Source organism: Streptomyces sp. NPDC005784 (genome assembly GCF_042871525.1).
Classification (GTDB): Bacteria; Actinomycetota; Actinomycetes; order Streptomycetales; family Streptomycetaceae; genus Streptomyces.
Map to the genome: position 1 here is coordinate 544,352 of NZ_JBIAIQ010000002.1, position 26,823 is coordinate 571,174.

At 70.9% G+C, this 26,823-nt stretch carries 24 protein-coding genes and 2 tRNA genes; 9 read left to right on the plus strand and 17 right to left on the minus strand.

The genetic code is table 11. The features are described from left to right. The 3 genes from ACFYR3_RS05315 to ACFYR3_RS05325 all read left to right on the plus strand — a co-directional run bounded on the left by ACFYR3_RS05315 (nt 1) and on the right by ACFYR3_RS05325 (nt 1,481). On the plus strand, nt 1-720 hold the full coding sequence (locus tag ACFYR3_RS05315; RefSeq protein ID WP_355848254.1) for an ABC transporter permease: 720 nt from the start codon (nt 1-3) through the stop codon (nt 718-720). A gap of 131 nt (nt 721-851) precedes the next feature. Then, the gene (locus ACFYR3_RS05320; RefSeq protein ID WP_389281560.1) at nt 852-1,133 is read left to right on the plus strand and encodes a hypothetical protein; all 282 of its coding nucleotides are present in this window, start codon (nt 852-854) and stop codon (nt 1,131-1,133) included. 261 nt (nt 1,134-1,394) lie between these two features. After that, nucleotides 1,395-1,481, plus strand: a tRNA-Ser gene (locus tag ACFYR3_RS05325). 289 nt (nt 1,482-1,770) lie between these two features. On the opposite strand, the gene ACFYR3_RS05330 is transcribed toward ACFYR3_RS05325, so the two are convergent. The 9 genes from ACFYR3_RS05330 to ACFYR3_RS05370 all read right to left on the minus strand — a co-directional run bounded on the left by ACFYR3_RS05330 (nt 1,771) and on the right by ACFYR3_RS05370 (nt 12,324). After that, entirely contained in the window at nt 1,771-2,625 is an 855-nt protein-coding gene (locus tag ACFYR3_RS05330) for a Cof-type HAD-IIB family hydrolase (RefSeq protein ID WP_355848263.1), read from the minus strand. Further along, complete coding sequence (gene serS, locus ACFYR3_RS05335) at nt 2,622-3,899, minus strand: serine--tRNA ligase (RefSeq protein WP_355848265.1); 1,278 nt, start codon at nt 3,897-3,899, stop codon at nt 2,622-2,624. The genes ACFYR3_RS05330 and serS overlap by 4 nt, the downstream gene beginning before the upstream one ends. Nucleotides 3,900-4,471: 572 nt before the next feature. Beyond that, nucleotides 4,472-5,407 (minus strand): prephenate dehydratase, encoded by a 936-nt coding sequence (gene pheA, locus ACFYR3_RS05340; RefSeq protein WP_355848268.1) that lies wholly within the window; start codon nt 5,405-5,407, stop codon nt 4,472-4,474. Nucleotides 5,408-5,523: 116 nt separating this feature from the next. After that, nucleotides 5,524-6,873 carry an iron uptake transporter deferrochelatase/peroxidase subunit gene (gene efeB, locus ACFYR3_RS05345; protein ID WP_389281563.1) on the minus strand — a complete coding sequence of 450 codons (1,350 nt, stop codon included), beginning with the start codon at nt 6,871-6,873 and terminating at the stop codon, nt 5,524-5,526. A gap of 7 nt (nt 6,874-6,880) precedes the next feature. Next, on the minus strand, nt 6,881-9,121 hold the full coding sequence (locus ACFYR3_RS05350; protein WP_389281565.1) for a copper resistance protein CopC: 2,241 nt from the start codon (nt 9,119-9,121) through the stop codon (nt 6,881-6,883). Nucleotides 9,122-9,134: 13 nt separating this feature from the next. After that, nucleotides 9,135-9,647 (minus strand): copper chaperone PCu(A)C, encoded by a 513-nt coding sequence (locus ACFYR3_RS05355; protein WP_355848276.1) that lies wholly within the window; start codon nt 9,645-9,647, stop codon nt 9,135-9,137. Next, a complete protein-coding gene (locus ACFYR3_RS05360) occupies nt 9,644-10,297 on the minus strand; it encodes an SCO family protein (RefSeq protein WP_355848279.1) in 654 nt (217 codons plus the stop codon). The genes ACFYR3_RS05355 and ACFYR3_RS05360 overlap by 4 nt, the downstream gene beginning before the upstream one ends. 209 nt (nt 10,298-10,506) lie before the next feature. Then, nucleotides 10,507-11,241, minus strand: a complete 735-nt coding sequence (locus ACFYR3_RS05365; protein ID WP_389281568.1) for a YcnI family protein — start codon at nt 11,239-11,241, stop codon at nt 10,507-10,509. A 234-nt stretch (nt 11,242-11,475) separates the two neighbouring features. Continuing rightward, entirely contained in the window at nt 11,476-12,324 is an 849-nt protein-coding gene (locus tag ACFYR3_RS05370; protein WP_389281570.1) for a hypothetical protein, read from the minus strand. Between the two features lie 251 nt (nt 12,325-12,575). Here ACFYR3_RS05370 and ACFYR3_RS05375 point away from each other — a divergent pair, with 251 nt between their 5' ends. Both ACFYR3_RS05375 and ACFYR3_RS05380 read left to right on the plus strand, forming a co-directional pair. Further along, nucleotides 12,576-13,031 carry an ATP-binding protein gene (locus tag ACFYR3_RS05375; protein WP_355848288.1) on the plus strand — a complete coding sequence of 152 codons (456 nt, stop codon included), beginning with the start codon at nt 12,576-12,578 and terminating at the stop codon, nt 13,029-13,031. 307 nt (nt 13,032-13,338) lie between these two features. After that, nucleotides 13,339-14,163 carry a triphosphoribosyl-dephospho-CoA synthase gene (locus tag ACFYR3_RS05380; RefSeq protein ID WP_389281573.1) on the plus strand — a complete coding sequence of 275 codons (825 nt, stop codon included), beginning with the start codon at nt 13,339-13,341 and terminating at the stop codon, nt 14,161-14,163. 167 nt (nt 14,164-14,330) lie between these two features. On the opposite strand, the gene ACFYR3_RS05385 is transcribed toward ACFYR3_RS05380, so the two are convergent. Together ACFYR3_RS05385 and ACFYR3_RS05390 are read right to left on the minus strand one after the other, a co-directional pair. Beyond that, nucleotides 14,331-15,818: an aminopeptidase P family protein gene (locus ACFYR3_RS05385; RefSeq protein ID WP_389281575.1), complete on the minus strand. Its 1,488-nt coding sequence runs from the start codon at nt 15,816-15,818 to the stop codon at nt 14,331-14,333. Between the two features lie 99 nt (nt 15,819-15,917). Further along, nucleotides 15,918-17,429 (minus strand): PP2C family protein-serine/threonine phosphatase, encoded by a 1,512-nt coding sequence (locus ACFYR3_RS05390; RefSeq protein ID WP_355848294.1) that lies wholly within the window; start codon nt 17,427-17,429, stop codon nt 15,918-15,920. Between the two features lie 483 nt (nt 17,430-17,912). Here ACFYR3_RS05390 and ACFYR3_RS05395 point away from each other — a divergent pair, with 483 nt between their 5' ends. Further along, nucleotides 17,913-18,578: a bifunctional DNA primase/polymerase gene (locus ACFYR3_RS05395; RefSeq protein WP_261703807.1), complete on the plus strand. Its 666-nt coding sequence runs from the start codon at nt 17,913-17,915 to the stop codon at nt 18,576-18,578. A gap of 55 nt (nt 18,579-18,633) precedes the next feature. Beyond that, the gene (locus ACFYR3_RS05400; RefSeq protein ID WP_355848297.1) at nt 18,634-19,218 is read left to right on the plus strand and encodes a hypothetical protein; all 585 of its coding nucleotides are present in this window, start codon (nt 18,634-18,636) and stop codon (nt 19,216-19,218) included. A 244-nt stretch (nt 19,219-19,462) separates the two neighbouring features. Here ACFYR3_RS05400 and ACFYR3_RS05405 read toward each other — a convergent pair whose 3' ends face one another. The 3 genes from ACFYR3_RS05405 to ACFYR3_RS05415 form a co-directional block, all read right to left on the minus strand. Further along, the gene (locus tag ACFYR3_RS05405) at nt 19,463-20,431 is read right to left on the minus strand and encodes a DUF5926 family protein (protein ID WP_355848300.1); all 969 of its coding nucleotides are present in this window, start codon (nt 20,429-20,431) and stop codon (nt 19,463-19,465) included. Nucleotides 20,432-20,616: 185 nt separating this feature from the next. Further along, nucleotides 20,617-21,246, minus strand: coding sequence for an ATP-binding protein (locus tag ACFYR3_RS05410; RefSeq protein ID WP_389281578.1), 630 nt, complete (start codon nt 21,244-21,246; stop codon nt 20,617-20,619). A gap of 126 nt (nt 21,247-21,372) precedes the next feature. Next, nucleotides 21,373-22,182, minus strand: a complete 810-nt coding sequence (locus ACFYR3_RS05415; RefSeq protein ID WP_355848305.1) for a glycerophosphodiester phosphodiesterase — start codon at nt 22,180-22,182, stop codon at nt 21,373-21,375. 256 nt (nt 22,183-22,438) lie between these two features. On the opposite strand from ACFYR3_RS05415, the gene ACFYR3_RS05420 reads away from it, so the two are divergent. Then, nucleotides 22,439-23,929: a trypsin-like peptidase domain-containing protein gene (locus ACFYR3_RS05420; RefSeq protein ID WP_355848308.1), complete on the plus strand. Its 1,491-nt coding sequence runs from the start codon at nt 22,439-22,441 to the stop codon at nt 23,927-23,929. Nucleotides 23,930-24,029: 100 nt separating this feature from the next. On the opposite strand, the gene ACFYR3_RS05425 is transcribed toward ACFYR3_RS05420, so the two are convergent. Further along, on the minus strand, nt 24,030-24,851 hold the full coding sequence (locus tag ACFYR3_RS05425; RefSeq protein ID WP_356782797.1) for a DUF2637 domain-containing protein: 822 nt from the start codon (nt 24,849-24,851) through the stop codon (nt 24,030-24,032). Beyond that, nucleotides 24,844-25,077 (minus strand): hypothetical protein, encoded by a 234-nt coding sequence (locus ACFYR3_RS05430; RefSeq protein WP_389281581.1) that lies wholly within the window; start codon nt 25,075-25,077, stop codon nt 24,844-24,846. Before ACFYR3_RS05430 ends, ACFYR3_RS05425 begins: the two co-directional genes overlap by 8 nt. A gap of 330 nt (nt 25,078-25,407) precedes the next feature. Here ACFYR3_RS05430 and ACFYR3_RS05435 point away from each other — a divergent pair. Further along, nucleotides 25,408-25,492: transfer RNA gene (locus tag ACFYR3_RS05435), tRNA-Ser, on the plus strand. 315 nt (nt 25,493-25,807) lie between these two features. On the opposite strand, the gene ACFYR3_RS05440 is transcribed toward ACFYR3_RS05435, so the two are convergent. Then, on the minus strand, nt 25,808-26,689 hold the full coding sequence (locus tag ACFYR3_RS05440) for a bifunctional DNA primase/polymerase (protein WP_355848314.1): 882 nt from the start codon (nt 26,687-26,689) through the stop codon (nt 25,808-25,810). Between the last annotated feature and the right edge of the window lie 134 nt (nt 26,690-26,823).

A 26,823-nucleotide genomic window follows, 5' to 3' on the forward strand; every position in this document is an offset into this window, starting at 1 on the left:
ATGTACGACCCCACAGTCGCCCGGCTCACCTATCGGGGCCTGCTCGGCCGCCGACGGGCCCTCATCCTCGGCGTCCTGCCCGTCCTGCTCATCGTGCTCTCCCTGGCCGTCCGGAGCTTCTCCGGAGCCGACGACCAGGTGGCCTCTGACCTGCTCGGCGGGTTCGCGCTCGCCACCATGGTGCCGATCATCGGTGTCATCGCCGGTACGGGAGCGATCGGGCCCGAGATCGACGACGGCTCGGTGGTGTATCTGCTGGCCAAGCCCCTGAAGCGGCCCACGATCATCTTCACCAAGCTGATCGTCGCGATCGCCGTCACGATGGCCTTCTCGGCGGTGCCGACCTTCATCGCGGGCATGATCCTGAACGGCAACGGCCAGCAGATCGCCGTCGCCTACACCGTGGCCTCCCTGGTCGCCTCGATCGCCTACGCCGCGATGTTCCTGCTCCTCGGGACCGTGACCCGGCACGCGGTGGTCTTCGGGCTCGTCTACGCGCTCGTCTGGGAGGCCCTGTTCGGATCCCTGGTGTCCGGCGCCCGCACGCTCAGCGTCCAGCAGTGGGCGCTCGCCGTGGGCCACAAGGTGACCGGCGGAGACCTGGTCACCTCGGACGTGAGCCTGCCGACCGCGACGGTCCTGCTGGTCGTGGTCACCGTCCTCGCCACCTGGTACGCGGGGCAGCGACTGCGGTCGCTGACGCTGGCCGGCGAGGAGTGAGCGAGGGCTCCCCGATCGCGTGCCGACTGGTGGGCGGCACGCGATCGGGGAGCCCCTTTTTTCTTGACAGCGGCTTCATCCCTGCCCGGTCACACTGGGCCAACGGGGACGCACGGCCAGGAGGAACGGGGATGGCTACCGAGGAACCACGGGGTGACGGCCGCGAACAGGCCGGGGACAGGTCCGGGTCCGGGGACGGGCTCGGGGACACGGCAGGGGAGCCGTGGGACGACCTCGTACTCGACGAGAACTTCGTACGGTCCGCGGAGACGACCGAGCCGTCTGCCCGCGCGCGCATGCTCGCGGCCCGTTGGCGCGAAGGAGGCCCCGATCCGCAGCCCTGGCGCTCGGACGAGCCGCCCGCGGGCTGGTTCTTCAGCAAGGGGCGTCGGCGCAGATGGCGCCGCAAGTGAGGCCCCGCGGGAGCGGCCTTTAATCAGTGGCGCCCAAGTCGGCGTACGGGCACAGTGGTTGTGTCCACACCGCCGGATCGAGCCGGCGCCACATTCTGGGAGAGGAGCGCGACGATGTTCATCAGGAGCAGTTCGTCGAGCTCCCGGCAGGGCAGCCCGCGGCGGGTTGCGGAGTAGTTACTCCTCCGTCGAACCCGCTCCGCAGGGGGAGTTGCCCGGGGCGGCCGCTTCGAGCGCGCGTCACGCGCGGGCCGCCCACCCGGAGGATTGGCCGAGTGGAAAGGCACCGGCTTGCTAAGCCGTGGTCGGGGGTGAAACCCCGCGCGCGTTCGATCCGCGCATCCTCCGCAAGACGTTCTCACCCGACCGCCGACCGCCGACCGCCGACCGCCGACCGCCGACCGCCGACCGGCTGTTCCGGTGGACCAGCCGTTCCGGTGGACCAGCCGTTCCGGTGGACCAGCCGTTCCGGTGGACCAGCCGGTCCGCTGGACCAGCCGGTCCGCTGGGCCAGGCGCGCTGAACCAGCCGATCCGCAGCGACTGAGGGTCCCGCCGCCCCGCCGACAGCGAGGTGGCGGCGACCAGGCGCCCGGACCAAATCAGGGCTATCGCCATCGCCATCGCCATCGCCATGGCTACGGCTGCGTCAGCAACCGCTCCAGTACCACCGCGATCCCGTCCTCCTCGTTCGAGGACGTCACCTCGTCCGCGATCGCCTTGAGATCGTCGTGGGCGTTGGCCATGGCCACCCCACGGGCCGCCCAGGCGAACATCGGGAGGTCGTTCGGCATGTCGCCGAAGGCGATCGTGTCGGCGGCCTTGACGCCGAGGCGTCGGGCCGCGAGGGACAGCCCCGTCGCCTTGGAGAGGCCGAGGGGAAGGAGTTCCACTATCCCCGCGCCCGCCATCGTGACGCCGACGAGTCCGCCCGCGACCTCCATGGCCACGGACGCGAGCTCGTCGTCGGAGAGCGTCGGGTGCTGGACGTACACCTTGTTCAGAGGGGCAGACCAGAGGTCCGCCGCGTCCTTGATCGGGACGACCGGGAGCGGGCCGTCCAGCCTGCGGTAGCCGGGGCCGACCAGCACCTCGCCCTCGAGCCCGTCGCGGCTCGCGGCCAGCAGCAGCGGGCCGACCTCCGCCTCGATCTTGGCGAGCGCGAGACCGGCCAGCTGCCGGTCCAGCGTCACCGAGGTGAGCAGCCGGTGCTCCCTCGCGTCGTAGACCTGCGCGCCCTGACCGCAGACCGCGAGACCCTGGTAACCGAGGTCGTCGAGGATGTGCCGCGTCCAGGGCACCGCGCGCCCGGTGACGACGATGTGGGCCGCGCCCGCCTCGGTCACCGCGGCGAGCGCGTCGCGCGTACGGGCCGAGACCGTCTCGTCGGAACGCAGCAGCGTCCCGTCGAGATCGGTCGCGACGAGCTTGTACGGGAAAGCCCTCGGCCCCGTGGCCCCGGACGGTCCCGTCGACCCAGTCGTGCCGGTCACTTGGAGATCGGCTCCAGAACTTCACGTCCGCCCAGGTAGGGCCGCAGCACCTCGGGAACCCGTACCGAACCGTCGGCGAGCTGGTGGTTCTCCAGGATCGCGACGATGGTGCGCGGGACGGCGCACAGCGTGCCGTTCAGTGTGGCGAGCGGCTGGACCTTCTTGCCGTCGCGCATACGGACGGACAGCCGGCGGGCCTGGAAGCCGTCGCAGTTGGAGGCCGAGGTCAGCTCGCGGTACTTGCCCTGGGTCGGGATCCACGCCTCGCAGTCGAACTTGCGGGAGGCCGAGGCCCCCAGGTCGCCGCTCGCCACGTCGATCACCTGGAAGGGCAGTTCGAGGCCGGTCAGCCACTGCTTCTCCCAGTCGAGGAGCCGCTTGTGCTCGTTCTCGGCGTCCGCGGGGTCGACGTACGAGAACATCTCGACCTTGTCGAACTGGTGTACGCGGAAGATACCGCGGGTGTCCTTGCCGTAGGTGCCGGCCTCGCGGCGGAAGCACGGCGAGAAACCGGCGTAGCGCATCGGCAGCTTGTCGGCGTCGAGGATCTCGTCCATGTGGTACGCCGCGAGGGGGACCTCGGAGGTGCCGACCAGGTAGTAGTCGTCCTTCTCCAGGTGGTACACGTTCTCCGCGGCCTGGCCGAGGAAGCCGGTGCCCTCCATGGCGCGCGGGCGGACCAGCGCCGGGGTCAGCATCGGCGTGAAGCCGGCCTCGGTGGCCTGCGCGATCGCCGCGTTGACGAGGGCGAGCTCCAGGAGCGCGCCGACGCCGGTCAGGTAGTAGAAACGCGAGCCCGACACCTTGGCGCCGCGCTCGACGTCGATGGCGCCCAGCGACTCGCCGAGTTCCAGGTGGTCCTTGGGCTCGAAGCCCTCGGCGGCGAAGTCACGGATGGTGCCGTGCGTCTCCAGGACGACGAAATCCTCTTCGCCGCCGACCGGGACGTCGGGGTGCACCAGGTTGCCGAGCTGGAGGAGGAGCCGCTTGGTCTCGTCGTCCGCCTCGTTCTGTTCGGCCTCGGCGGCCTTGACGTCGGTCTTGAGCTGCTCGGCCGTCTTCAGCAGCTCGGCGCGCTCGTCCGGGGAGGCCTTGGGGATCAGCTTGCCGAGAGACTTCTGCTCGGAACGCAGCTCGTCGAAGCGGACGCCGGACGACCTGCGCCGTTCGTCGGCGGAGAGGAGGGAGTCGACGAGCGCGACATCCTCTCCACGGGCGCGCTGGGAGGCGCGAACACGGTCGGGGTCCTCACGGAGCAGGCGAAGGTCAATCACCCCTCAAGGCTACCGGTGCGGGCTTCCGGCCAACGACCCGATATTCCAGAGCGTGAGGGCTGTCACGGTATGAGTGAAATGCCGGACCGAATCCCCTGATCACCGAACGACGTCAATGAAAAGGGTCCTACTCCCTGGAACGGGGCAGGCGGCTCTTGGCCGGTTGACTGGATTTCCTTGCGGGGGACGGGACTTGCGAGCCGGGTTGTCCACAGGGATCGACCCCCTCCGATAGTTATCCACAGGCTGTGTGGAAGATCTGTGGATGTCGGAATTGATCATTCCGGGTACCCTTCGGCGGCTGAGGAATTCCCGGTTCAAACCCTCCGTACAGCCACTTTCGGGTGTAAAAGATTCGCTCCATAGGGTTGATCAATGGAAAAGGGTAGACGAAGGGTGTCGTACAGGGTTGTGGAAGGACTTGGGTCCAGTAGCCGATTTGTCGATGATGTGGTGCTTCGTTGTCGACTTGTCCCCAGGTCGAGAAGCGCACCTGTGGATAACCTCTGTGGATGACGAAAATCAGCAGGTAGGACCGTGAGGAAACGCTCGGACGGGTGTGGATCCGCCGCTCAGAACCGGCCGTCCGCGCAGCGCGCCAGCCAGTCCGACGCGGCGGAGAACTCGTTGTCCGACGTCCCCGGCCGCAGTGCTCGCACGTCCTCAAGGGCGACACCGGCCCGCGGATAGGAACCGAGGAAGCGCACCTGGGGGCAGATCCGCTTGAGGCCCATCAGCGCCTCGCCCACCCGGCGGTCGGTGATGTGCCCCTCGGCGTCAACCGAGAAGCAGTAATTGCCGATGCCCTGGCCGGTCGGGCGGGACTCGATCCGCATCAGGTTGACCCCGCGCACGGCGAACTCCTGGAGCAGTTCGAGCAGTGCGCCGGGGTGGTCGTCGCCGAGCCAGATGACCACGGACGTCTTGTCGGCGCCGGTCGGCGCGGCGGGCCGGGCCGGGCGGCCGACCAGCACGAAGCGGGTCTCGGCATTCGCCGCGTCGTGGATCTCGGTCACCAGCGGATCGAGGCCGTACGTCGCCGCGGCGAACTCGCCCGCGAAGGCCGCGTCGTAACGGCCCTCCTGGACCAGCCGGGCGCCGTCCGCGTTCGACGCCGCCGACTCCCACAGGGCGTCCGGCAGGTGAGCGGCCAGCCAGTTGCGCACCTGGGGTTGGGCGACCGGGTGTCCGGTGACCGTCTTGACGTCCTTCAACGCCGTGCCGGGCCTGACCAGCAGGGCGAAGGCGATCGGCAGCACGACCTCGCGGTAGATCATCAGCTGGTCGCCCTGGGCGAGCTCGTCGAGGGTGGCGGTGACACCGCCCTCGACGGAGTTCTCGATCGGGACGAGCGCGCCCGCGGCCTGGCCGCCGCGCACCGCGTCGAGCGCGGCCGGGACGGACACCATGGGCACCAGTTCCCGCGTCGCGGCCTCGGGGAGCGTGCGGAGGGCGGCCTCGGTGAACGTACCCTCGGGGCCGAGATAGGTGTAGCGCGTCGCCGACATACCGTCACCCTAATGGGCCTCGCCCGACGCGGCTCACGCCTGCGGGACCCCGGCACCGGGCCGGCTGCGGAGCCCGGCACCGCGCCTGGTACAGAGCCTGGTACGGAAGGTCCCCGTCACCCCTCCAGCAACCGCTGCCCCACGTACTCCCCCTCCGCCGCGCCGCCCGGCACCGCGAAGAGCCCGCTCGACTCATGGCGGATGAACGTCGAGAGAGCGTCGCCGCGGTCGAGCTTGCGCTGGACGGGGACGAAGCCGCGCACCGGATCGGCCTGCCAGCACACGAAGAGCAGGCCGGCGTCGGGCGCCCCGTCGGTGCCGATGCCGTCGTGGAAGGAGAACGGTCGGCGCAGCATCGCGGCGCCGCCGTTCCGGTCGGGCCGGGTGATGCGGGCGTGCGCGTTGACGGGCACGACGGGGTTGCCGTCGGCGTCGGTCTTGTCCAGGTCCATCGCGGTGGTCTCGGTGCCGCCGCTCAACGGCGCCCCGGTGGACTTCTTCCGCCCGATGACGTCCTCCTGGGCCTTGCCCGAGAGCTTCTCCCAGTCGTCGAGAAGCATGCGGATGCGGCGCACGACGGCGTACGAGCCGTTCGCCATCCATTCCGGGTCGCCGGAGGCGGGAACGAAGATACGCCCGTCGAAGTCGGGCTCGGACGGCTTCGGATTGCGGGTGCCGTCGATCTGGCCCATCAGGTTGCGCGCGGTCATCGGCTCGGCGGTGGCGCCCGGCGAGCGGTTGAAACCGTTCATCTGCCAGCGCACACGCGCCGCGCTGCCCGCGTCCTTCTGGATCGCGCGCAGGGCGTGGAAGGCGACGAGGGCGTCGTTCGCGCCGATCTGCACCCACAGGTCGCCGTCGCTGCGCGCCTTGTCGAGGTGGTCGGAGGAGAAGTCGGGCAGCGGGTCCAGGGCGACCGGGCGCTGCTTCTCCAGACCCGTACGGGCGAAGAAGCTGTGTCCGAAGCCGAAGGTGACGGTGAGGGACGACGGGCCGGCGTCACGCGCGACGTCCGTGTCCTCGTGGGCCGCGGCCTCGCCCGCCATCAGCCGCTCGGCCGTCACCGACCAGCGGCGCAGCAGTGCGGCGGCCTCCCTGCGGCCCGCGCCCGCCGCCAGGTCGAAGGCGACGAGGTGGCCGCGCGCCTGGAGTGCGGTGGTGATGCCGGGCTGATGTTTCCCGTGAAACATTGCCATGTCCGCGCCGACCGAGGTCAACGGGATGGTCTTTTCCGGGGAAGGCGCCGCCGCGTAGCCCACGGCCGCCCCCGCCGCTCCGAGGGCGAGCCCGGTGGCGCCGGCGGTGCCGAGCAGCCGGCGCCGCGACATGACTCCCTTCGGGGAGTCGCCGGGAGTCGCGATACCGGGAGTCGCGATACCGGGAGACCCGATGCCGGGGGACGCCTCGGGGGAGGGTGTCTTCCGGGCGGAGGGGGAGGAGGTCCCGGGGGTGGACTGGTCAGCCATGTCAGGTTCAGCCGATCTGCGCGTTCTTGTTCACGGTGGCCTGGTCGATGTCGGAGGTGCGCACGGTCACCGCGATCTTCCAGTCGCCCGCCATGGGGATCTGTACTCCGCTCGCCGCCCAGTGTCCGGTGGCGACCCGGTCGGGGGTCACGGGCAGCGGGCCGACGTCCTTCGCCGCGAGCGTGAAGGCGACCTTCACCTCGGGGACGTCGAAGGCCTTGCCGTTCGGCCGGACCACGAAGACGTGCATGTCGTTGCCGCCGACGCGGGCCGGGTCGAGGGTGACCTCCACCGTGCCCTTGCCGTCCTCGCCGCCCGTGTCGAACGGCATTTTCAGGGACAGCGGCCCGGAGCGCTGCGAGGCGGACGCGGTGGCCTGCCGGGCCGCCTCCGCCGTACGCCCCGGCTCGGTGGTCGTCAGTGCGGTGGCGACCGCTAGCAGGACGACCGCGACCCCGGCCTCGGCGAGCACCGAGCGCCGCAGACCCGAGCGGTGCGGGTCGGCGTCGCGGACCCGCTTCTCGCGCGTGGAGGTCACGGCGGCCTGCTGCCGGGCCAGTTGGGCGGCGCGCCGGGAGTCGGCGGGAACGGTGGCGGGCGTCCTGGGCGCGGAGCGCTGCTCCACGACGGCGGCGACGGCCGTGGGGGCAGCCTCGGACCCGGCGACGGCAGGGGGGGCCGCCTCGGCCAGCTGGGCCGTCCAGCGCCGCGAGATCCACGCGATGCCCACGAGGAGTGCCACCAGGCCGACCTTGACGAGCAGCAACTGTCCGTACGTCGTGTCGGTGAGCGCCGACCAGGAGCCGAGCTGTCGCCACGACTGGTAGATCCCGGTCGCGACCAGCACGAGGACGGCGCCGAACGCGAGGCGGGAGAACCGGCGCACGGCCGTCGCCTCGATCTGCGAGTGCGCCGACGCCCGGAACAGGGCCACCACCAGCGTCGACAGACCGCCGAGCCAGACCGCGACGGCCAGCAGGTGCAGGACGTCGACGGGCATCGCGATGCCCGGCTGGATGCCGGTCGAGGCGTGCTCGGCCATGGCCCAGGTCGCGGCGAGGCCGGCCGCGACGACCGCGCCGCCGATGGCGAGTCCGAAGGTGAGGTCGCTCTTCTCCGCGGCCAGGTCGCCGGCGTCGGCGGCCAGGCCGTCGGTGTCCGCGGCGCCGTCGGGGCCGCCCTCCGCACGGTCGGCCGGTCCGCCGCGCGCCGCCTTCGTGCCAGGCACCTTCGCGACAACCGTCCTGGTGCCGACGACGGTCTTCGTGTCTGCGTTCTCGGAGGCTTGCTTCGTACGGGCTGTCTCCGTGCGGGCCGCCTGGGGGCCGGCAGTCTCCGCGTCGGCAGTTTCCGCGTCGGCAGTCTCCGCGCCGACGGTCTCCGTGTCGGCCGTTTCCTGGCCGGTGGTCTCCGCCGCGGCGGTGTCCCCCGCTCGGGCCGTGGCCGCCGCCCGTTCGTCCTCGTCGCGGTTGGCGTACGCGCCGAAGAGCACCGCGATGAACAGCGCCGCCGCGGCGAGCAGCAGCAGCCGCGACACCAGCGCCGCGCCCGACTTGGTCTGCAGGACCTCCCCGAGCAGGGTCAGGTCGAAGATGTCGCCGACCTTGCCGGACCCCACGTACGAACCGCGCAGGAGGAGCAGGGCGAGTGTGGAGGCGGTCAGCGTGAGCCATCCGGAGACCACGAGCCGCTGCACCGGACGGATGCCGGAGCCCCGCTGCCAGCAGCCCAGTACGAAGGCGGCGCCGCCGACGAGCAGAATGAATCCCGCGTACGAGAAGTAGCGCGCGGCTCCGTAGAGGAAGCCCACCACGCCGCCGCCCACCGCCTGGTCGGACAACGCGACGGAGGTCTGCGAGGGGGCGCCGACGGAGAAGGTGAAGGCACCGGAGACGGGGTGGCTGTCCGCCGACACCACCTGGTAGGTGACGGTGTACGTGCCGTCGGGCAGACCCGGGCGCAGCTTCAGGCCGTACGTGTCGCCGCCCAGGTCGCTCGCGCCGCCGGCGTCGACCCGCTTGCCCTTGGGGTCGAGCACGCGGAGCGAGCCGTCGTTCAGCGAGACCTGCTCGGAGAAGGTGAGCGAGACCTGGGTGGGTGCCTTGTCGACCACCGATCCCTGCGTCGGGTTGCTCCCGGTCAGCGCGGCGTGCGCGGAAGCGGGCGCCGCGCCCGCCAGGAGCGCGCCACAGACGGCGAGGAACAGCAGCAGGAGGGTACGGAAGCGGGGGGCGATGGTCAGTGTCACGGTGATGCCTCCCTCAGTGCCCGGTCTTCGGGTTGTACGTCGCGGATTTCACCGGCATGGAGATCCTGACCGTGCCGGACTTGGCGAAGTGCAGTTCCACGGACACCTTCTCGCCCTGTTCGGGCTTGTGGGTGAGCTTTGCGAACATGAGGTGGTTGCCGCCGCTCGCGAAGTCCAGGGTGCCCTCGGCGGGCACGGCGAATGACTTCTTCTCCTGCATCGCGCCGTTCTCGGTCGCGTGCATCGTCACCTCGTCCGAGAGGTCGCTGGTGACCGAGGTGAGCGTGTCGGCGCCGCCGGAGTTGGTGACGGTGAAGAAGCCCGCCGCCATGGTGTCCATGCTCGGGGCGGGCATGTAGGCGCCGGTGACCTTGAGTTCGGGCCCGGCTGAAGAGGCCGAAGAGGCCGAAGAGGCCGAGGACGACGGGGAGTCGCCCGAACCGCAGCCCGCCAGTGTCCCCGCGGCGGCCAGGACCAGGGCGCCGACGGCGAGGAGCCCTGCGCGACGACCCGGACGGTGCCTCACGGGGTCCTCCCCTCGGCGATCTTGGGAAGGTCCTTGGTGTAGTCGTCGACGGTGGCGCCCTCGCCGTACAGGACATAGCCCGCGTCGGTCTTCGGCGAGAAGGCGATGACCTGGGTGCCGTGCACGGAGACGACCTTGCCGTTCTTGTCCTTCGTGGTCGGCTCGATGGTGATGCCCAGGGAGCGGGCGCCGGCCTGGATCGTGGCGAAGTCGCCGGTCAGGCCGATGAAGTCGGAGTCGATGCCCTTGAGCCACGCGCCGAGCGCGGCGGGGGTGTCCCGGGCCGGGTCGGTGGTGACGAACACGACGCGCAGCTTGTCCTGTTCGGCTTTCGGCAGCTGCTTCTTCGCGACCGCGAGGTTGTTCATCGTCAGGGGGCAGACGTCGGGGCAGTGGGTGTAGCCGAAGTAGATGAGCGTCGGCCGGCCCTTGGTCTCCGCGCGCAGGTCGTACTTCTTGCCGGCCGTGTCGGTGAGCACGAGGTCCGGCTTCTCGAAAGGATTGTCGAGGACCGTCGCGGCCTTGCCGGAGCCCGCCTCGGCGGACACGTCGGCGACCGGCTTGTTGCTGTCGTCGCCACCGCCGCAGGCGGAGAGGGTCAGAGCGGCGGCGGCGAACAGGGCGGCCGTCGCGTACGTCTTCTTGCGCATAGAAAAATGTCCCAGATGTGAGCGCTCCGGTGCGCACCGGGGGTCGAACGAGGCCGAACGGCCAGGTCGGACGCGACCGGGGGCCGGTCCGGGTCGGCCTGGCCCGTTCGGGCCGAGCCGGGCCGGCCGGTCCGTAGAGCCGCGTCCGCGACCCTCCGGTGCGCACCGGGAGCGGTTGTGTCTCAGTACCTCAGGTGTTTACCGGCACCTCAGGCGTTCGTACGCCGCCGACCGGCCAGAACGCCGTACGCCACGCCCGCCAGGCCGACGGCGATGCCCACCACGCCGAGCACGCGCGCGGTGGTGTCGCTGCCGTCCGAGGAGGAGGCCGCCTCGGTGGTGTCCTTCGCGGTCTTCTCGGTGTCGGAGGCGTCCTCCGCGACGGCGGAACCGTGATGGCCTTCCTCGGTCGCGGCCGAGAGCGCGAGCACCGGAGCCGGGTTCTCGGGCTCCTCCGCGCCCTCCTTCTGTGGCTCGATCCAGCGCACGACGTTCTTGTCGGAGTATGTCTGGACGGCCTTGAAGACGAGTTCGTCGGTGTCCTCGGGAAGCGCGCCGATGGAGAGCGGGAACTTCTGGAAGAAGCCCGGCTCGATGCCCTTGCCGTCGGCGGTCCAGGTGACCTTGGTGACGGCCTCGCCGATCTTCTCGCCGTGCGCGGTGACCGGCTTGTCCAGCTTGGACTTGGTTACCTTCACGCTCCAGCCGTCGAGCGGCTGCGGCATCACGGAGGCCAGCGGGTGGTCGGCCGGGAGGTTCACCTCGACCTGGGTGGTCGAGGCGTTGTCGCGCTCGTTGGGCACCTTGAAGTTCACGACGGCATAGCCACCCTTGGCGGCCGCGCCCTCGGGCTGCACGCTGACGTGCGCGAACGCGGGGGCGGACAGGGCGAGAACGGCCGTGGCGGCGACGGTGCCGACGGCGGCGAGACGAGAAGCCTTCATGGAAGGGAACACTCCACTTTCAGTCCAGTGACAAAGGGGACGCGCGTGCGCCTCGGTGTCCCGTGGAAGGGGCGAAACGGCGCCCGGGGGAGACCCGGCGGGCACGCGCGCGTGCGGCACGACCGCGTCCCCTTCGAGAAGGTCCGTGAAGCCCGTGAGGTCCATGAAGTCCGTGAAGTCGAGGACTCCGGGGACTCGGGGGATTCAGTGGATTCCGTGAAGCGGCGCGTCGTGTCAGGCGACGAGGACGAGTGCGGAGGAGACGGGCGGCCCACGGCGGACGACAGTGTGCTCAAGTGCGGTCGTCCGTGGGGCGGGGGGCGCGAGCAGCGCGGTGCGAGGTGAACGCGCGACTTCGGGCGCCCCGGGAAGTCCCGTACGCAGGGCGCGTACGAGTGTCAGGGCGGCGCGCAAGGACCGTACGAGCGCCGCTTCCGTGACTCCCTGCGCCGAGAGCCGCATGAGCCGCAGCAGGGCCAGGTCGCCGCGGCGCAGCACCCACCCGGCGGCGACGGCCGCGAGGACGTGGCCGAGCAGCATCGGCAGGGAGGGCAGCACCGACATCGGGGCGCCGGCGGCGGCCGGTACGGCGTCCGCGGCATGGCGCATGCCCGTCATGCCCGTCACGCCCGTGTCGATCCGCGCGTCGGCGAGGATCTTCTGGGCCTGCACGGGGCTGATCGCCGCCGCGGCCGTACCGCACACCAGGCGGGCGGCCCGCGCCACGAGCGAGGCGTCGGACATCGACATCCCCGAGGCCATCGAGCCCATGGACCCGGTGGCCGTCGAACCGGCCTGCGCGCCGAGTCCGAGTCCGAGTCCGAAGAGTGTGTGCAGCACGGTCTGGCCGAACGCGAGGAGTGCCACGATGCCCGGCAGCGCGCGTTCGCGTCCCGCCAGCGCCGCGGCGACGGCGAACACCGCGAGGAAGCCGGCGCCCAGCGTCCACAGGGGGACCGTGGCGCAGGAGGCGATCCCGTGACCGGCCGCGGCCAGCACGACGCAGACCGCGGCGAACACCGCGGCCCTCAGGGTCCGGAGGCCTGCTCCGGAGCGCGCCGAACGCTGGTGGGGGGCAGTCATGGCGGGCTCATCATCGCACTGGGCGCCTGGACCCCACGCGTCAGGTCCGATTGATGCCATGTGGCCGGTCCGTCCGCAACGCGGCGTACGGCCGAAAGGTCGTCATCCGGCGTCAACTCGCTTATGCATACACCGCCCCTTCATGTGAGCGCATCGGCCGTATGGGCGGCATCACGTCGCGTATGCGATTGCGCACGGGTGGTTGCGGCAATACGTAACGGTATGTCGAGCCGCGGCCGGGAGGCTGGAGCATGAGCATCTGGTGGTCACTCCACTTGCGGCGCGAGGCTGCGAGTGTTCCGCTCGCCAGACGCCTGTTGCTCGGCACGATGGAGAGCGCGGGTGTCGACCCGGACATCTCGTACGACCTCTCCGTCGCTCTCACCGAGGCCTGTGCCAACGCCGTCGAGCACGGCGGGGACGCCGTGCGGGGCGCCTCCTGCGAGGCATACCGCGTGACGGCCTACCTCGACGGTGATCAGTGCCGCATCGAAGTCGCCGACTCCGGTCCCGGTTTCCCCGCCGGGAACGCCCGGGCACTGCTCCGCCAGGCCGGCGAGGACGCGGAGCACGGCCGGGGACTGTGCCTGATCCGGGAGCTCGCCGACCACGTCCACATCGGCAACAAGCCTGGGCGCGGCGGTGCGGTGGTGAGCTTCGACAAGATCCTCAAGTGGAAGAAGGCCCCCTCGCTGCTGCCGGCTTGATGCGCCGGGCGGCGGCGACGTCCGACCGTGGCGCCGGGCGGCGGCGACGTCCGACCGTGGCGCCTGACCGCGCAGGCCGACCGTGCCGTCTGACCGCGCGGGCCGACCCCGCTGTCGGGAGAATACCGGTCGCCGAAAGGAGCCCTTCACTCCACGGCCTGGGCTCCGGGTGCCCCGGAGCCCACAGGTCCGTCACAGGCTGCGCCCAGGTTCTTGAGGGCTGATGTGCCTAGTTTTCCCTCGCACGCAGCCGGCTTCGTCTCCAGGTGCCTTCACCGCCGGCGTCCTCATGGGAAGGGGTACGTCGATGAGCAGCCGCGAGGACGACGAGGCGCTGGCGCGGGCCGCCGTGGCCGCGCTGACTCGGCAGTTGGAGCTGGCGCCCAAACCCGGACTGCCCGACCCGCGCGACCTCCGCGCTCGGGCCACCCGGCGGGACCTCTGCTCCCTGCGCTGGTCCGCCAAGGCGCTGACGCCCGGCCTCGCGGCCATGGCCGCCGCCGCCCGCCGCAACGGCGGTGCCACGCCCGAACTCCGCGCGGAGCTGGGCGCGATCGGCCGGTGCGCCGAGCATTCGGTGGCTCTGACGGGCGGCGGTCACCGCGGCGCCCTGTGGGCTCTCGGGCTGCTGGTCGCCGCGGCGGCCCTGGACCCCCGGGCCACCGGACACGACGTCACCGCGACCGCCAAGCGGATCGCGGCGCACGCCGACCGGCGGGCGCCGCGACGGCCCTCCCGCGGCTCGTCCGTCTCCGCGAAGTACGGCGCGGCCGGTGCGCGCGGTGAGGCGCGTGCCGGATTCCCGCACGTGCGACGGGCGTTGGACGCGCTCGGTGCCGCCCGCGCGGCCGGCGTGCCCGAACCCTGCGCCCGTCTCGACGCCCTCCTCACCGTCATGTCCACCCTCCAGGACACCGAGTTGCTGTACACCGCCGGTCCCCATGGCCTGCGCCATGTCCAGGCGGGCGCGCGGGGCGTGCTCGAAGCGGGAGGCACGTCCACGGAGGCGGGGCACGCGGGCCTGTCCGCCCTCGACGACGATCTCCACACGCGCGCGTGGAGCCCCCGGGGCAGCGGCGCCCTGCTGGCGGGCGCGCTGTTCGTGGACGCGCTCCCGGTCATGCGCCTCTGACGGGCCCGTCCAGGTCTGTTCCAGCACAGGACCGGAAGCCGGAGTCCGCGCAGGGCCGCCCTCGTGGTCACGCCGGAGTCCCGAGGCCGCCCCTGGACACACCGATGGCCGGGCACCCTGGAGGGCACCCGGCCATCAGTCCCGTATCAGCCCTCGCGGGCACTGCGTCAGCCCTTGAGGGACGCCATCCAGGCCTCGACCTCGTCCGAGCGGCGCGGCAGACCGGCCGACAGGTTCCGGTTGCCGTCCTCGGTGACGAGGAGGTCGTCCTCGATACGGACGCCGATGCCGCGGTACTCCTTGGGCACGGTCAGGTCGTCCGCCTGGAAGTACAGGCCCGGCTCGACGGTCAGGCACATGCCCGGCTCCAGCGTGCCCTCGACGTACGTCTCGGTGCGCGCGGCGGCGCAGTCGTGGACGTCCATGCCGAGCATGTGGCCGGTGCCGTGCAGGGTCCAGCGGCGCTGGAGGCCGAGCTCCAGGACACGCTCGACCGGTCCTTCGACGAGGCCCCACTCGACGAGCTTCTCGGCCAGCACGTGCTGTGCGGCGTCGTGGAAGTCGCGGTACTTGGCGCCCGGCCGTACGGCCGCGATACCGGCCTCCTGGGCCTCGTACACGGCGTCGTAGATCTTCTTCTGGATCTCCGTGTACGTGCCGTTGACCGGCAGCGTGCGCGTGACGTCGGCGGTGTAGAGCGTGTGGGTCTCCACGCCCGCGTCGAGCAGCAGCAGATCGCCGGAGCGGACCGGGCCGTCGTTGCGCACCCAGTGCAGCGTGCAGGCGTGCGGTCCTGAGGCGCAGATCGAGCCGTAGCCGATGTCGTTGCCCTCGACCCGCGCGCGCAGGAAGAAGGTGCCCTCGATGTAGCGCTCGCTGGTGGCCTCGGCCTTGTCGAGGACCTTCACGACGTCCTCGAAACCGCGCACGGTCGAGTCGACGGCCTTCTGCAGCTCGCCGGCCTCGAACTCGTCCTTGACGAGCCGTGCCTCGGAGAGGAAGACGCGCAGTTCGTCGTCGTGCTCGCGGGTGACCTTGTCGGTCAGGGCGGCCTCGATCGCGGCGTCGTAGCCGCGCACGACCCGGACGGGGCCCGTGGCTTCCTTCAACGCCGCCGGCAGTTCGCGGACGTCCGATGCCGGGATGCCGTACAGCTGCTCGGCCTCGGCGAGGGAGTGGCGGCGGCCGACCCACAGCTCGCCCTGTCCGGACAGCCAGAACTCGCCGTTCTCGCGGTTGGAGCGCGGCAGCAGGTAGATCGTCGCCTTGTGGCCGTCGGCCGAGGGCTCCAGCACGAGGACGCCGTCCTCGGTGAGGTTGCCGGTGAGGTACGCGTACTCGACAGAGGCACGGAAGGGGTACTCCGTGTCGTTCGAGCGGGTCTTCAGGTTGCCCGCCGGGATCACCAGGCGCTCGCCCGGGAAGCGCGCGGACAGCGCGGCGCGGCGGGCCGCGGTGTACCCGGCCTGCGCGATGGGCGTGAGGCCCCGCAGCTCGGTGTCGGCCCAGCCGGACTTCATGCTGTCGGCCAGCTCGTCGGACACGCCCGGGTACAGGCCGTTCTTGCGCTGCTTGATGGGCTCTTCCTCGCCCGCTTCGTCAGCGGCTTCGTCGAGCACGGCTTCCGGGGTCTCCGGGGTGAGCGCCTCCGACACGGTCTGCCTCCTTGATACGACTCTGGACCTCCCCCATCGTACGGTCGTACTGAAGGGGGCCCAGGGCCGGAAGGCCTGTTACACCGGGTATCCGTCCGCTCACTCGAACCGGGCCGCCAGCAGAACGACGTCCTCGTCGCTGTCCGCCTCGTCGAGACCGTCCGGCAGCACTCCGCGCAGCACATGGTCGGCGATCGCGCCGGGGTCGTCGCGCAGCGCCCTCGGGACGCTCGCGGCGGCCGCGTGCAGCCGGGCGAAGGCACGGTCCATCGGATCGCCGGTGCGGTGCAGCAGTCCGTCGGTGTAGATCAGCACGGTCTCGCCGGGGTCGGCGGTCAGTTCGACGCTCGGGGCCTCCCAGCAGGCGAGCATGCCCAGGGGCGCCGACAGGGAGGTCTCCACGAACTCGGTGCGCCGCGGGCCGATCACCAGGGGCGGGCTGTGTCCGGCACCGGCGAGCGTGAGCTTGCGCAGGGCGGGCTCGCAGTAGGCGAAGAGGGCGGTCGCGGAACGCGCGGGTTCGGTCAGCCGCAGCAGCAGTTCGAGGTCGGAGAGCACGGCGACGGGGTCCTCGCCCTCCATGACGGCGTAGGCCCGCAGGGAGGCCCGCAGTCGGCCCATGGCGGCGACTGCGCTGGGACCGGATCCGGTGACGGAGCCGACCGCGAGGCCGAGCGCGGCGTCGGGCAGCGGCAGCGCGTCGTACCAGTCGCCGCCGCCGCGCGGGCCGGTGCGGTGCCGGGCGGCGAGCTGGACGCCGGAGACCCGGGGCAGCCGTGGGGGAAGCAGCTCCGCGGACATCGTCGTCACACAGGCACGCGCGCGTTCCAGCTCCAGCAGCCGCGCCAGGTGCTCCGTGGCGTAGCGGACGTAGAGGCCGATGAGGTGGCGCTGACGCTCCACCGGTTCGGCGGGTTCGTCGTAGAGCCACACGGCGGCACCGAGGCGGCCCGCGGCCTCGGTGGACAGGGGCAGCGCGTAGCTCGCAGCGTAGCCGAGTCGGGCGGCCACCTCGCGATGGCGCGGGTCGAGCCCGTCCTCCGAGAGGAGGTCCGGCTGGGTGATCTCACCTTCGCCGCCCGGCAGCCCGTCCAGGATCTTCCCGTACGACATGGAGCTGCGCGGCACCGTCTCGATGTGGCCGAGATCCGCTCGGGCGAGGCCGAGGCCGATCGTGGTGTCGGGGCCGAGGCCGTCGCCGGGTTCCATGACGACGAGACCGCGCCGGGCGCCCACGAGGGCGGCTCCGGCGCGCAGCAGTTCCTGCAGCGCGTCGCTCAATGTCGCGGTGCGCGCGAGGCGCTCGGTGAGTTCGTGGAGCGTGGTGAGATCCGAGACCCAGCCCGCGAGGCGATCCTGGAGAGCGGCTCCCGGGCCGGCCGGGGAAGTGGCCGAAGAAGCACCCGTGGGTGCGTGCGTCGGCGCGACAGTGTGTGCGGGCGAAGGAACCGTTGAATCGATTCCGGCCACTTTCGGAAGGTGAGGGGCGTTCATGACGTCCGGCTTTCCGACCGGTGCGTATTGCTCAATAGCATCGCAAACCCCCATGTCGTTCTGCGCCGCTAGCGGTGTCTCCACATGTACACGTACTCGTGAGGGGATGTCCAGCATTGTCCTGCTGGGATTCCTGGTGTCCGTGAGACCGGTGGTAACCCTTGCGGGAAATCAAAATTGGCCTAAAACTGACTCGGGCAACGGCTTATTGAGGTCGACTGGCCTCGTTCGACGGAGCGTCACAGCGGTCGTGATGGGTACGTACTCGGTGAAGGCCTAGGGGTGGTTGAGATCCGCCCGGAACCTGGCGACGGACCCGGGCGTCTTAACCACTGACGACCGTGCCCCATCCTCCCGTGGCGGAGGCGGCAAGGAATACGCGGGACGTGAAACGCCAGGCGCCGCCACCCCACGCCATGCCCATGCTTTGGATACACGCAGTATGGGCGCGGACGCAGCCACATGCTCGGCCCAGAGGGGTTCCCCTTGTCTCCAGCAGGGGTGTGATGCGCCAGCAGGTACGCACAGTGAAGTGATCGACACATGGTGTGATGTGATCCTCGGTGTTGCCAGGCGTGCAACGGAAAGGAACGAGCGCTCATGCGCGAGATCCTCGGAAGGCGACGCAGGCTCCTGTCCAGGCGGAACAACGGGAGGCCTGAGATGCTCAGCGCGGCCCTGACCTTCGCGACCGAATGGCGGTGGCCCGTACTCCCGGGCGTGGCGGCCGACCCGCAGGGGCGTGCCCGCTGCGGATGCCCCGACCCGGAGTGCACGGTGCCCGGCGCCCATCCCTTCGACCCCGGCCTCCTCGCGGCCACGACCGACCAGCGCATGGTGCGCTGGTGGTGGACCAACCGGCCGTCGGCCCCCATCGTGCTGGCCACCGGAGGCGGCGCCCCGTGCGCGGTGAGCCTGCCCGCCCTCGCGGCGGCCCGCGCTCTCGACGCCCTCGACCGGACGGGCATGCGCCTCGGCCCGGTCGTCGCGTCCCCCTCCCGCTGGGCGATCCTCGTCGCCCCGTACTCCATGGAGCAGCTCGGCGAACTGCTCTACGCCAAGGACTTCGTTCCCGGCTCCCTGCGCTTCCACGGAGAGGGCGGCTACATCGCGCTGCCGCCGTCTGAGACGGGCCAGGGCCAGATCCGCTGGGAGCGTGCTCCGCTGCCCGGTTCGGCCGCCCCCTGGGTGCCCGACGTGGAGGCCGTGGTGGATGCCGTCGTCGAGGCACTCACTCGTACGGGTGTGAGCGCGCCCGAGTTGTAGGGGCGTCCGGCGCGCGGCGAGCCGCGCGCCCGCCCGTGCTCGTTATCGTCCGCCTATGCAGCGTCATTCTCGGGGGCACGGGGCCTCAACGCCGCCGTGCGGCGGGCCGGACCCCCGGAGGGTTCGTCTGGTGGCGCTGGCGGGTGTCGTGGCGTTCGTCCTCGGCCTGCCGCTGGCCGTGGCATCGGCAGGCTCCGTGGGCGGCCACGACTCGACAGCCGGACGTGCGGCTGCTCGCGCGGACGACCGGTCGCGGGCGCCTGAACCCCGGCGCTCCTCCCTGCTGCTCGGCCTCGGTCTCGCCACTGCCGCCCGGTGCGGTCCCGAGCTCTCCTCGCCCGACGGCGTCGAGGCGCAGACGTGCGTCCTGACGCAGGGCGAGGAGACCTGGGCGCGCACCTACTACCGCAACGCGACCGGCGACGCGCTGAGCTCGGTGCTGAGTCTGATGGGCCCCGGCGGGCGCACGGTGCAGATGAACTGCGCGGTGGACGCGGAGGACGACCCGGGGGCGTGCGAGACGCCCAGGGAACGCACGACGGGGGATCCGGGGGCGTACTCGGCGGTCGCGGAGTTCGCGAGGAGCGCCGGCTCGGAGGAGCCGCTGCTGCTGCGCTCGGGGAGCAACTCGGGCCGGTAGCAAGGCGGTTGACGCCTCGCGGGGTTCCGGACATGGAAAGACCCGGTTGCTGGCGACGGGGGATGCACCAGCAACCGGGCTACTCGAACGGTAACAAGAGATCGGCGGTTCGCAAATTCGATCTCGGCTATTCGGACACGGATTTACCTGTCACAACGGGGAGTTGTGACAGGAGTCACCCGTTTCCGAGGGCCTGACCAGCTGACTGGTCGGTCAGTTTCCCGATCTGTGCTTCCGCTGTGGGTCAGCTGAGCGTCACCTGGCGGTTGGTGAGCCCGCCGCGCGCGCGGCGTTCGTCCGCCGTCAGCGGCGCGTCCATGGCCAGAGCGGTGGTGAGGCGCTCGGCGAACTCCGCCGCCGGCTTCTCGACGTCGTCCGCCGTGACACCTGTCGGCAGGTCCCAGACGGGCACCGTGAGCCCGTGCGCACGGAAGGAACCGACCAGCCGGGTGCCCTCCCCGAGGCTGGACCGGCCCTCGGCGTGCAGCCGCGCGAGGGCGTCCAGAAGCTGCTCCTCCGCGTACGGCATGACCCAGCGCAGGTGGTTCTTGTCGGGCGTCTCGCACCAGTAGGCGGCGTCGACCCCGGAGAGCTTCACCGTCGGGATGGCGGCGGCGTTGGCCCGCTCCAGCGAGGCGGCCACCTCGGCCGTCGCGTTCTCCGCGTCGGGGACCCAGAATTCGAAGCCGCTGTGCACAACTGGCTCGAAGGTGCCTTCGGGGTCGAGCAGGTCCTGGAGCCGCGGACCGCCGGCCGGGGCGCGGCGGCCCTCGACCGGGGTGCCGGGCGGCGCGACCAGCGCGCGCTGGAGGGTGTCGGCCAGGTCGCGGCTGATGTCGCCGGACGCCGTGTCGTTCTGCAGGCCGAGCAGCACCGAGCCGTCCTCGCGGCGCAGCGCGGGCCACGCCATCGGCAGGACGGTGGCGAGGGTGACCGAGGGAACGTCCTCGGGCAGGCTCTCCTTGAGCTTCAGCTCGACCGTCGCGGCGGGTACCAGCTCGCGCAGCGCGACCCAGTCCCCTTCGCCGCTCAGGCCCTCGAACGGGCGGTGCACCAGCTCGGTCACGGCGTGCGCGGCAGCCCGGCCGTGGCAGGCCTTGTAGCGGCGGCCGCTGCCGCACGGGCAGGGCTCGCGAGCGCCGACAACCGGGATCTCGCCGCCGTCCTTCAACTGCGGCTGGTTGGCCTTCGTCTGGGGTCGCTTCTTGGCCATCGTGGGTGTCTCCCGATCACGGCTCGTCTCGTACTGGCGCGAGCCTAGCCGTTCGTACGGGGACCGACGGGATCCTGTGGACAACGCACCGCGTCGTCCCGGAACCCGGGCCGGAACCCGGGCCGGAACCCGGGCCGGAACCCGGGCCGGAACCCGGCGGCCGGTCCGCGTGCCTCGGTCCGGCCTCAGTCGAGGTCGTCGAAGGCGTCCACGAAGTCCAGATCGGGTATCCCGGACACCCTCGGTGACGCGACGCGCGTAGCGAAATCGTCGTGCGGGCGCGCCGTTTCCACGTCGTCCTGGATGACGACCCACACCGTGACCTCGCCGTGGATGTCGTCCCGTACACCCCAGTCCTTGGCCAGCGCCGTGATGATGTTCAGCCCGCGGCCGCCCCGTGCGGTGACGGAGGGGGTGGCGGGAACGGGGCGGGTCGGGCCACCGCCGTCCGTCACCTCGACCGTCAGCCGTCCCGCCGGGTCGATGCGCCATGTCGCGCGCACATCACCGTCGCCCGCCAGGGCGTCGCCCAGGGGCCGGCCATGTCGGCAGGCATTGCTGAGCAGTTCGGAAAGGATCAGTACGGCATCGTCGATGACCGTTTCCGCCACACCGCCGGCGCGCAGTTGATCCCGCATCCGGTGTCTTGCTTCCCCCACGCCCGCAGGGCCATGGGGTACGGCCATGCTCGACGACGTGGGCACCTCCCGTGCCACCACCAACGCCACCCCCGAGACCTCCTTTGCCCCACGCCACGGAGTGGATGCCCCTTTGGAATGGACCGGAAACCGGCCAATCGGCGTCTGCTGACGCACTCGTAACGATCGAATGCGGAACGAACGCGCCGGAGCACTCCCTGTAATCGAGTGGCCGGTTCTCGATGGTTTTCGAGGGGTGATCGTGGTGTTTTCCGTGGCGTGGCCGCCCTGGGCAAGACCAGGTCAGCGGCCCAGCTGTCGCAGCACCGCGCGCGGGCGGTTGGTGATGATGGCGTCGACGCCCAGCTCAACGCAGAGATCGACGTCCTCGGGCTCGTTCACGGTCCAGACGTGCACCTGATGTCCGGCTCGTTTCAGTCGTTCGATGTACCCGGGGTGACTGCGTACGATCCGCATCGACGGGCCCGCGATCCGGACACCGGCGGGCAGTCGGCCGTCCCGCAAGCGGGGTGAGACGAACTGGAGCAAATAGACCGTCGGCAGGGTTGGGGACGCGGCCCGGACGCGGTGCAGCGAGCGGGCCGAGAAGCTCATGACGCGCACCGCGGACTCGTCGGCGGACGCGGGGGCGTCCAGGCCGAAACGCTTCAGCAGGTGCAGCAGCCGCTCCTCGACCTGGCCCGCCCAGCGGGTCGGGTGCTTGGTCTCCACGGCCAGCTCGACGCGGCGGCCGGCGTCGGCGACGAGTTCGAGAAGTCTCTCCAGGGTGAGCACGGAGGTGTCCTCGAGGCCCCCGGGAGCGTGTTCCCAGTCGGGCGACTCGTCGCGGTTCTTCCAGGAGCCGAAGTCCAGTGCGGCGAGTTCGGCGAGCTCCAGGGCGGAGACGGCTCCGCGGCCGTTGGACGTACGGTTCACGCGACGGTCGTGGACACAGACGAGATGGCCGTCGGCGGTCAGCCGTACATCGCACTCGAGGGCGTCCGCACCGTCCTCGATCGCCTTCTTGTACGCGGCCAAGGTGTGCTCGGGGGCCTCTTCGGAGGCTCCGCGGTGGGCGACGACCTGAATCGGGTGCTGTCGTGCGAGGGTCACCGCGTCATGGTGCCATCGTCGCGGGGCGAGCGTGAGGTGAGATACGTCCCAATTCATACCTTTCGATGGTAAAGGTCCGTTATAAAGGATGACCTCGGACGCACAGCCACCGCTTATGGTGCCCTGACGCCCTGTGGGAAAAGCTGACGGCGTACAAAAGCACATGCACAGCTGAATCGCGCCGGGCATCGACAAGTGTGAGTGGGCGTGACCGAGTGCGACCGAGAACAACAGCCGTGGATCGAGGAGAAGAGCTGTGAGCACCGAGAACGAGGGCACCGCAGTACCCCCGGCCCCGTCCGCACCTCCTGTGCCGGTGGAAACTCCCGCTGCTTCCGCGCAGGGCGCCTCGCACGCGGGGGGCGCGCCGACCGCTCCGATCCCCGCGGTGCCCGGCACGCCCGGCGCACCGGAGCACGCGTCGGCGCCCGCCGGCATGCCGGCGTACGCGTCGGCCGGAGCCGGACAGGGGGCCGACCCCTACGGACAGGCCGCGACCCAGGGCTCCGCCCCCGAGGCGGGCTGGCCGCCTCCGCCGCCCGCAACCCCTTCGTACGCCGACGGCGGCGGCTCGGGGACCGGCGGCTGGGGTTCCTCCTACCAGCAGCCCGCGCCGAAGCCGAAGAACGGGCGCGGCGGCCTGGTCGCCGCGGTCCTGGTGGCCGCGCTGGTCGCCGGTGGCGTGGGCGGCGGCATCGGCTACTCGCTGGCCAAGAACAACGACAACTCCACCGACTCGACGACCGTCTCCGCCCCGAGCAGCAGCGGTGAGGTCAGGCGTGCCTCGGGCACCGTCGCGAACGTGGCCGCGGGCGCGCTGCCGAGCACCGTCACCATCGAGGCCCAGAGCACCAACGGCGAGGGCGGCACCGGCACGGGCTTTGTGTTCGACAAGCAGGGCCACATCCTCACCAACAACCACGTGGTGGCGGATGCTGTCGACGGCGGCAAGCTCACCGCGACCTTCCCGAGCGGCAAGAAGTACGACGCCGAGGTGGTCGGCCACGCGCAGGGGTACGACGTCGCGGTCATCAAGCTGAAGAACGCGCCCTCGGACCTGAAGCCGCTGGTCCTCGGCGACTCCGACAAGGTGGCCGTCGGCGATCCCACGATCGCGATCGGCGCGCCCTTCGGTCTCTCCAACACGGTCACCACCGGCATCATCAGCGCGAAGAACCGGCCGGTCGCCTCCAGCGACGGCAGCGCCAGCAGCAAGTCCTCGTACATGAGCGCCCTGCAGACGGACGCCTCGATCAACCCGGGCAACTCCGGTGGTCCCCTGCTCGACGCCTCGGGCGCGGTGATCGGCATCAACTCGGCGATCCAGTCGTCGACCAGCGGCGGTCTCGGCGGCTCCGGCCAGTCCGGTTCCATCGGCCTGGGCTTCGCGATCCCGATCAACCAGGCCAAGTACGTCGCCCAGCAGCTGATCCAGACCGGCAAGCCGGTCTACGCGAAGATCGGCGCCTCGGTCTCCCTGGAGGACGGCACGGGCGGCGCGAAGATCACCGAGCAGGGTGCGAGCGGCTCGTCGGCGGTCGAGTCCGGCGGCCCCGCCGCCAAGGCGGGCCTCAAGCCCGGCGACGTCATCACCAAGGTCGACGACATGGTGGTCGACAGCGGACCGACCCTCATCGGCGCGATCTGGACCCACAAGCCCGGCGACACCGTCAAGCTCACCTACACGCGCGACGGCAAGACCCACACGGTCGACCTCACCCTCGGCTCCCGACAGGGCGACAACTGACCTTTTGCGGACGTGCAGCTCAGAAGGGGTGTCTCCCGCGGGAGACACCCCTTCTGCGTGCCGACTGTTCCATCTCGATTGGGAAGACCCTCGGGACGGATCAAGCGCGAGACGTCTTTGCGGAGGCCGAACCCTTCTTGCTCTCGAGGCGCTCCGAAGGCGCCGCCGGGCAGGGGCGCTGCCGATGGCGGGACACGGTCTGGCGCGGCGGGCGGGTCAGCGTGATCTGACGGATCAGCTGCTGGAAACAGGTTAAGGAAGCGAGGGCCGGTACGACGGCCGTGGCCACCCCGGTGATGGTCTGGTGGGCGTCGGCCACGCAGAACATCATGGCGACGGAGGAGAACAGCAGAACGACGTACCACGAGTGCACGGCCCGGCGCTGGTGCAGGGCGGCTCTCAGGATGGAGAGCGAGGCCACCATCCAGGGGCCGTAGACCAGAAGAGGCCACCAAGGTCCCGTGCCGCTCTGCGCGTTGGACGCGATGTGCTGCAGAGGTGTGTAGGCCACCATGCCGCTGAAGACGCTCACCATCGACACGGTGGCAGCGGCGAGTGCGGCGATCACAAAGCTGACGGTCTGCAGCCAGTTGAAGCGGGGATTGCGGACCCGTACTTTCCGATGTCCGGTCGAGGACCGCCGGATGGGCGGCAACTCGGCAGTGAGCTGAACCAGGTTGTCCATCGGGTCACTGATGAATTCGTCGGTGTACGTCGGCTCACTGCGCGGTGGAGGCACGAGGACCTCCTGCTCCGCCGCCGCGGCATCCTGCAGGAGATAGGTGAGCTCCTCGACCGGGTCCCAGCCCTGTTCGTGCAGAGCGTCCCCAGGATCGCCGTACTGACCGGTCTCCGCCCCGGTGGGGTATCCGGGATGTTGTCCGTACCGGGCGAAGGAGAGATTCGGGTAGTCGTCATTCACGGAAATTCGTCCCAGTCACGTGAGGGCTGTGGCGGCCGGAGCGTCCCTGGCCGTTCCACCGCTGGTTGATTTCCTCTTGGACCGCGTCCAGCACCGTCAGGAAATCGCCGAGCAGTGACTCGGTGCCCCACAGTTCGATGCGCGTGCCGCCTCCGTGCAAGGTGCCGCAGGCGTCAGGCGATGTGTACGCGGCGGCAGGCGTGTAGGTGTATTGCCCGGCCGCCACGGCACGGGCCGCGGCCGGGCCCTCCGCCGTCGGTCCGGAGACAGGTGGAGCGAGAGAACTTACTTTCGCCATATTCCGCTAACGCCGCTCCCCCTCTTTCAGATGTGTGGCAATCGAGTGAGCGCAGGACGCCGGAAGTTTTCACGAAAACGGCTTTTTGCGTACCCGGGCCGACCAACTCCCGCGCGGTGACGGCTGGGCACCGCAGGCATGACAGCAAGGACCTCGGTGAGCCGGATCAGCGCTGGTGGCCCCGGTGTGGACCACGCCTCCGCGAGACGCTCGGAGCCGGGTACGCTGTATCCGCTCCACCCGGCCGGGCGGGAGCGGGGTGGGTTGCCCGAGCGGCCTAAGGGAACGGTCTTGAAAACCGTCGTGGCGCGAGTCACCGTGGGTTCAAATCCCACACCCACCGCGTAGTAAGTCAGAAGGTTGCAGGTCAGAAGGGGTGCCCCTCTCCGGAGGGGCACCCCTTCCGCATGACCTTCCTTCGGTGTGACCGCGGCTCGCCCGACCCGCCGGTCTCCCCGCCCTGCGCCGCACGACGTCCGAGCGCACAGCCGCCGGAGCCGTCTCCCGGGTGCGGACCGAGGGCCACCCTGCCGGGGCCGGCCGCCCGGCCCGTCACGTCGGGAGCCGATCGGCCGGGAAACCGCTGCTCCCCGTCCGGTCCCGGCCGCCGGGGTGACGCGGCCGTCGACCGCATCGACGCCCCGGCGAGGGTGTCGCCTCAGTGCTGTCGGGACGAAGGAGCCGTCATCCGTGCCGCGGAGGCGATCGTCGAACGGGCTTCTCGTTCGGTGAGGCCCGTGCGGACGGCGGCCTCGACGAGCGGGGTGATCAGTTGGGGGCCGAGGCCGTTCTCGTAGGCACGGCACGCGGCCCAGAAGAGGCGGGTGTTGCGCTGGCCCTCGTGCGCAGCGAGGACGAACTGGACCAGCCCCTGGCCCTGCCGGTCTGACGCGGAGGGCGTGGGGCGGTGTCCGTGGCGCGCGGGCGGCGGCAGGAGCAGCTGCAGGAGTTCGGGCGGGCAGGGCGCGGGCGCGAGCCGGGCGGTGCCGGGGGCCGTCTCGTACACGCCGTGTTCGGTGCGTGAGCCGGGGCCGACGAGGTAGCCGCCGGCGCCGCGGATGTCGATGCCGGGGGCAAGGCGGCTCGCCGAATTGGGGACGACCACGTCCGGCGGTCCGCTCAGCCAGAGGTGGCGGCCGCCGCTGGGGGTCAGGACGACGACCGTGTCCGGGATCGTGAAGAGATGGCGCAGCGCCAGTTCGCGCAGGGCCGTCGAGGAGTCCGTATCGGATTTGGTGTCGAGGTCGACGCCGATGAGGTGGTGCGGATGCAGCCCGCAGGCGATGCCGTAGCCGGTGGCCCAGGGGGCGGCGGCGAACAGTTCGCGGATGCGCCGGGGCTCGGTCGAGGCGTCGTACACGCCGTGCCCGAAGCGGCCGCATTCGCCGTGGCAGGGGAGGGGATCGGGGTCGTCGCGGTGGGGGGAGCGCAGGGCCGGGAGCTTCGTACGGGACAGCGGGATCACCGCCAGTCCGCGCTCGGCTGCGGACAGGGCGTGGGCCAGGGCCAGAGTGGTGGCCCGCCGGTCGATGGTGGCCATGCCTCCATGCTCGTACGGGTGTTCGAAAAAGGGAAGGGCCATCCCCGGCGCGCGAGGGCGCGAGGTGGCCGGTGGACGAGATCGGCCGAAAAGCTGCCGGAACGCTTCGCCTGTTGCGGCGCTTGGGGTTGAGC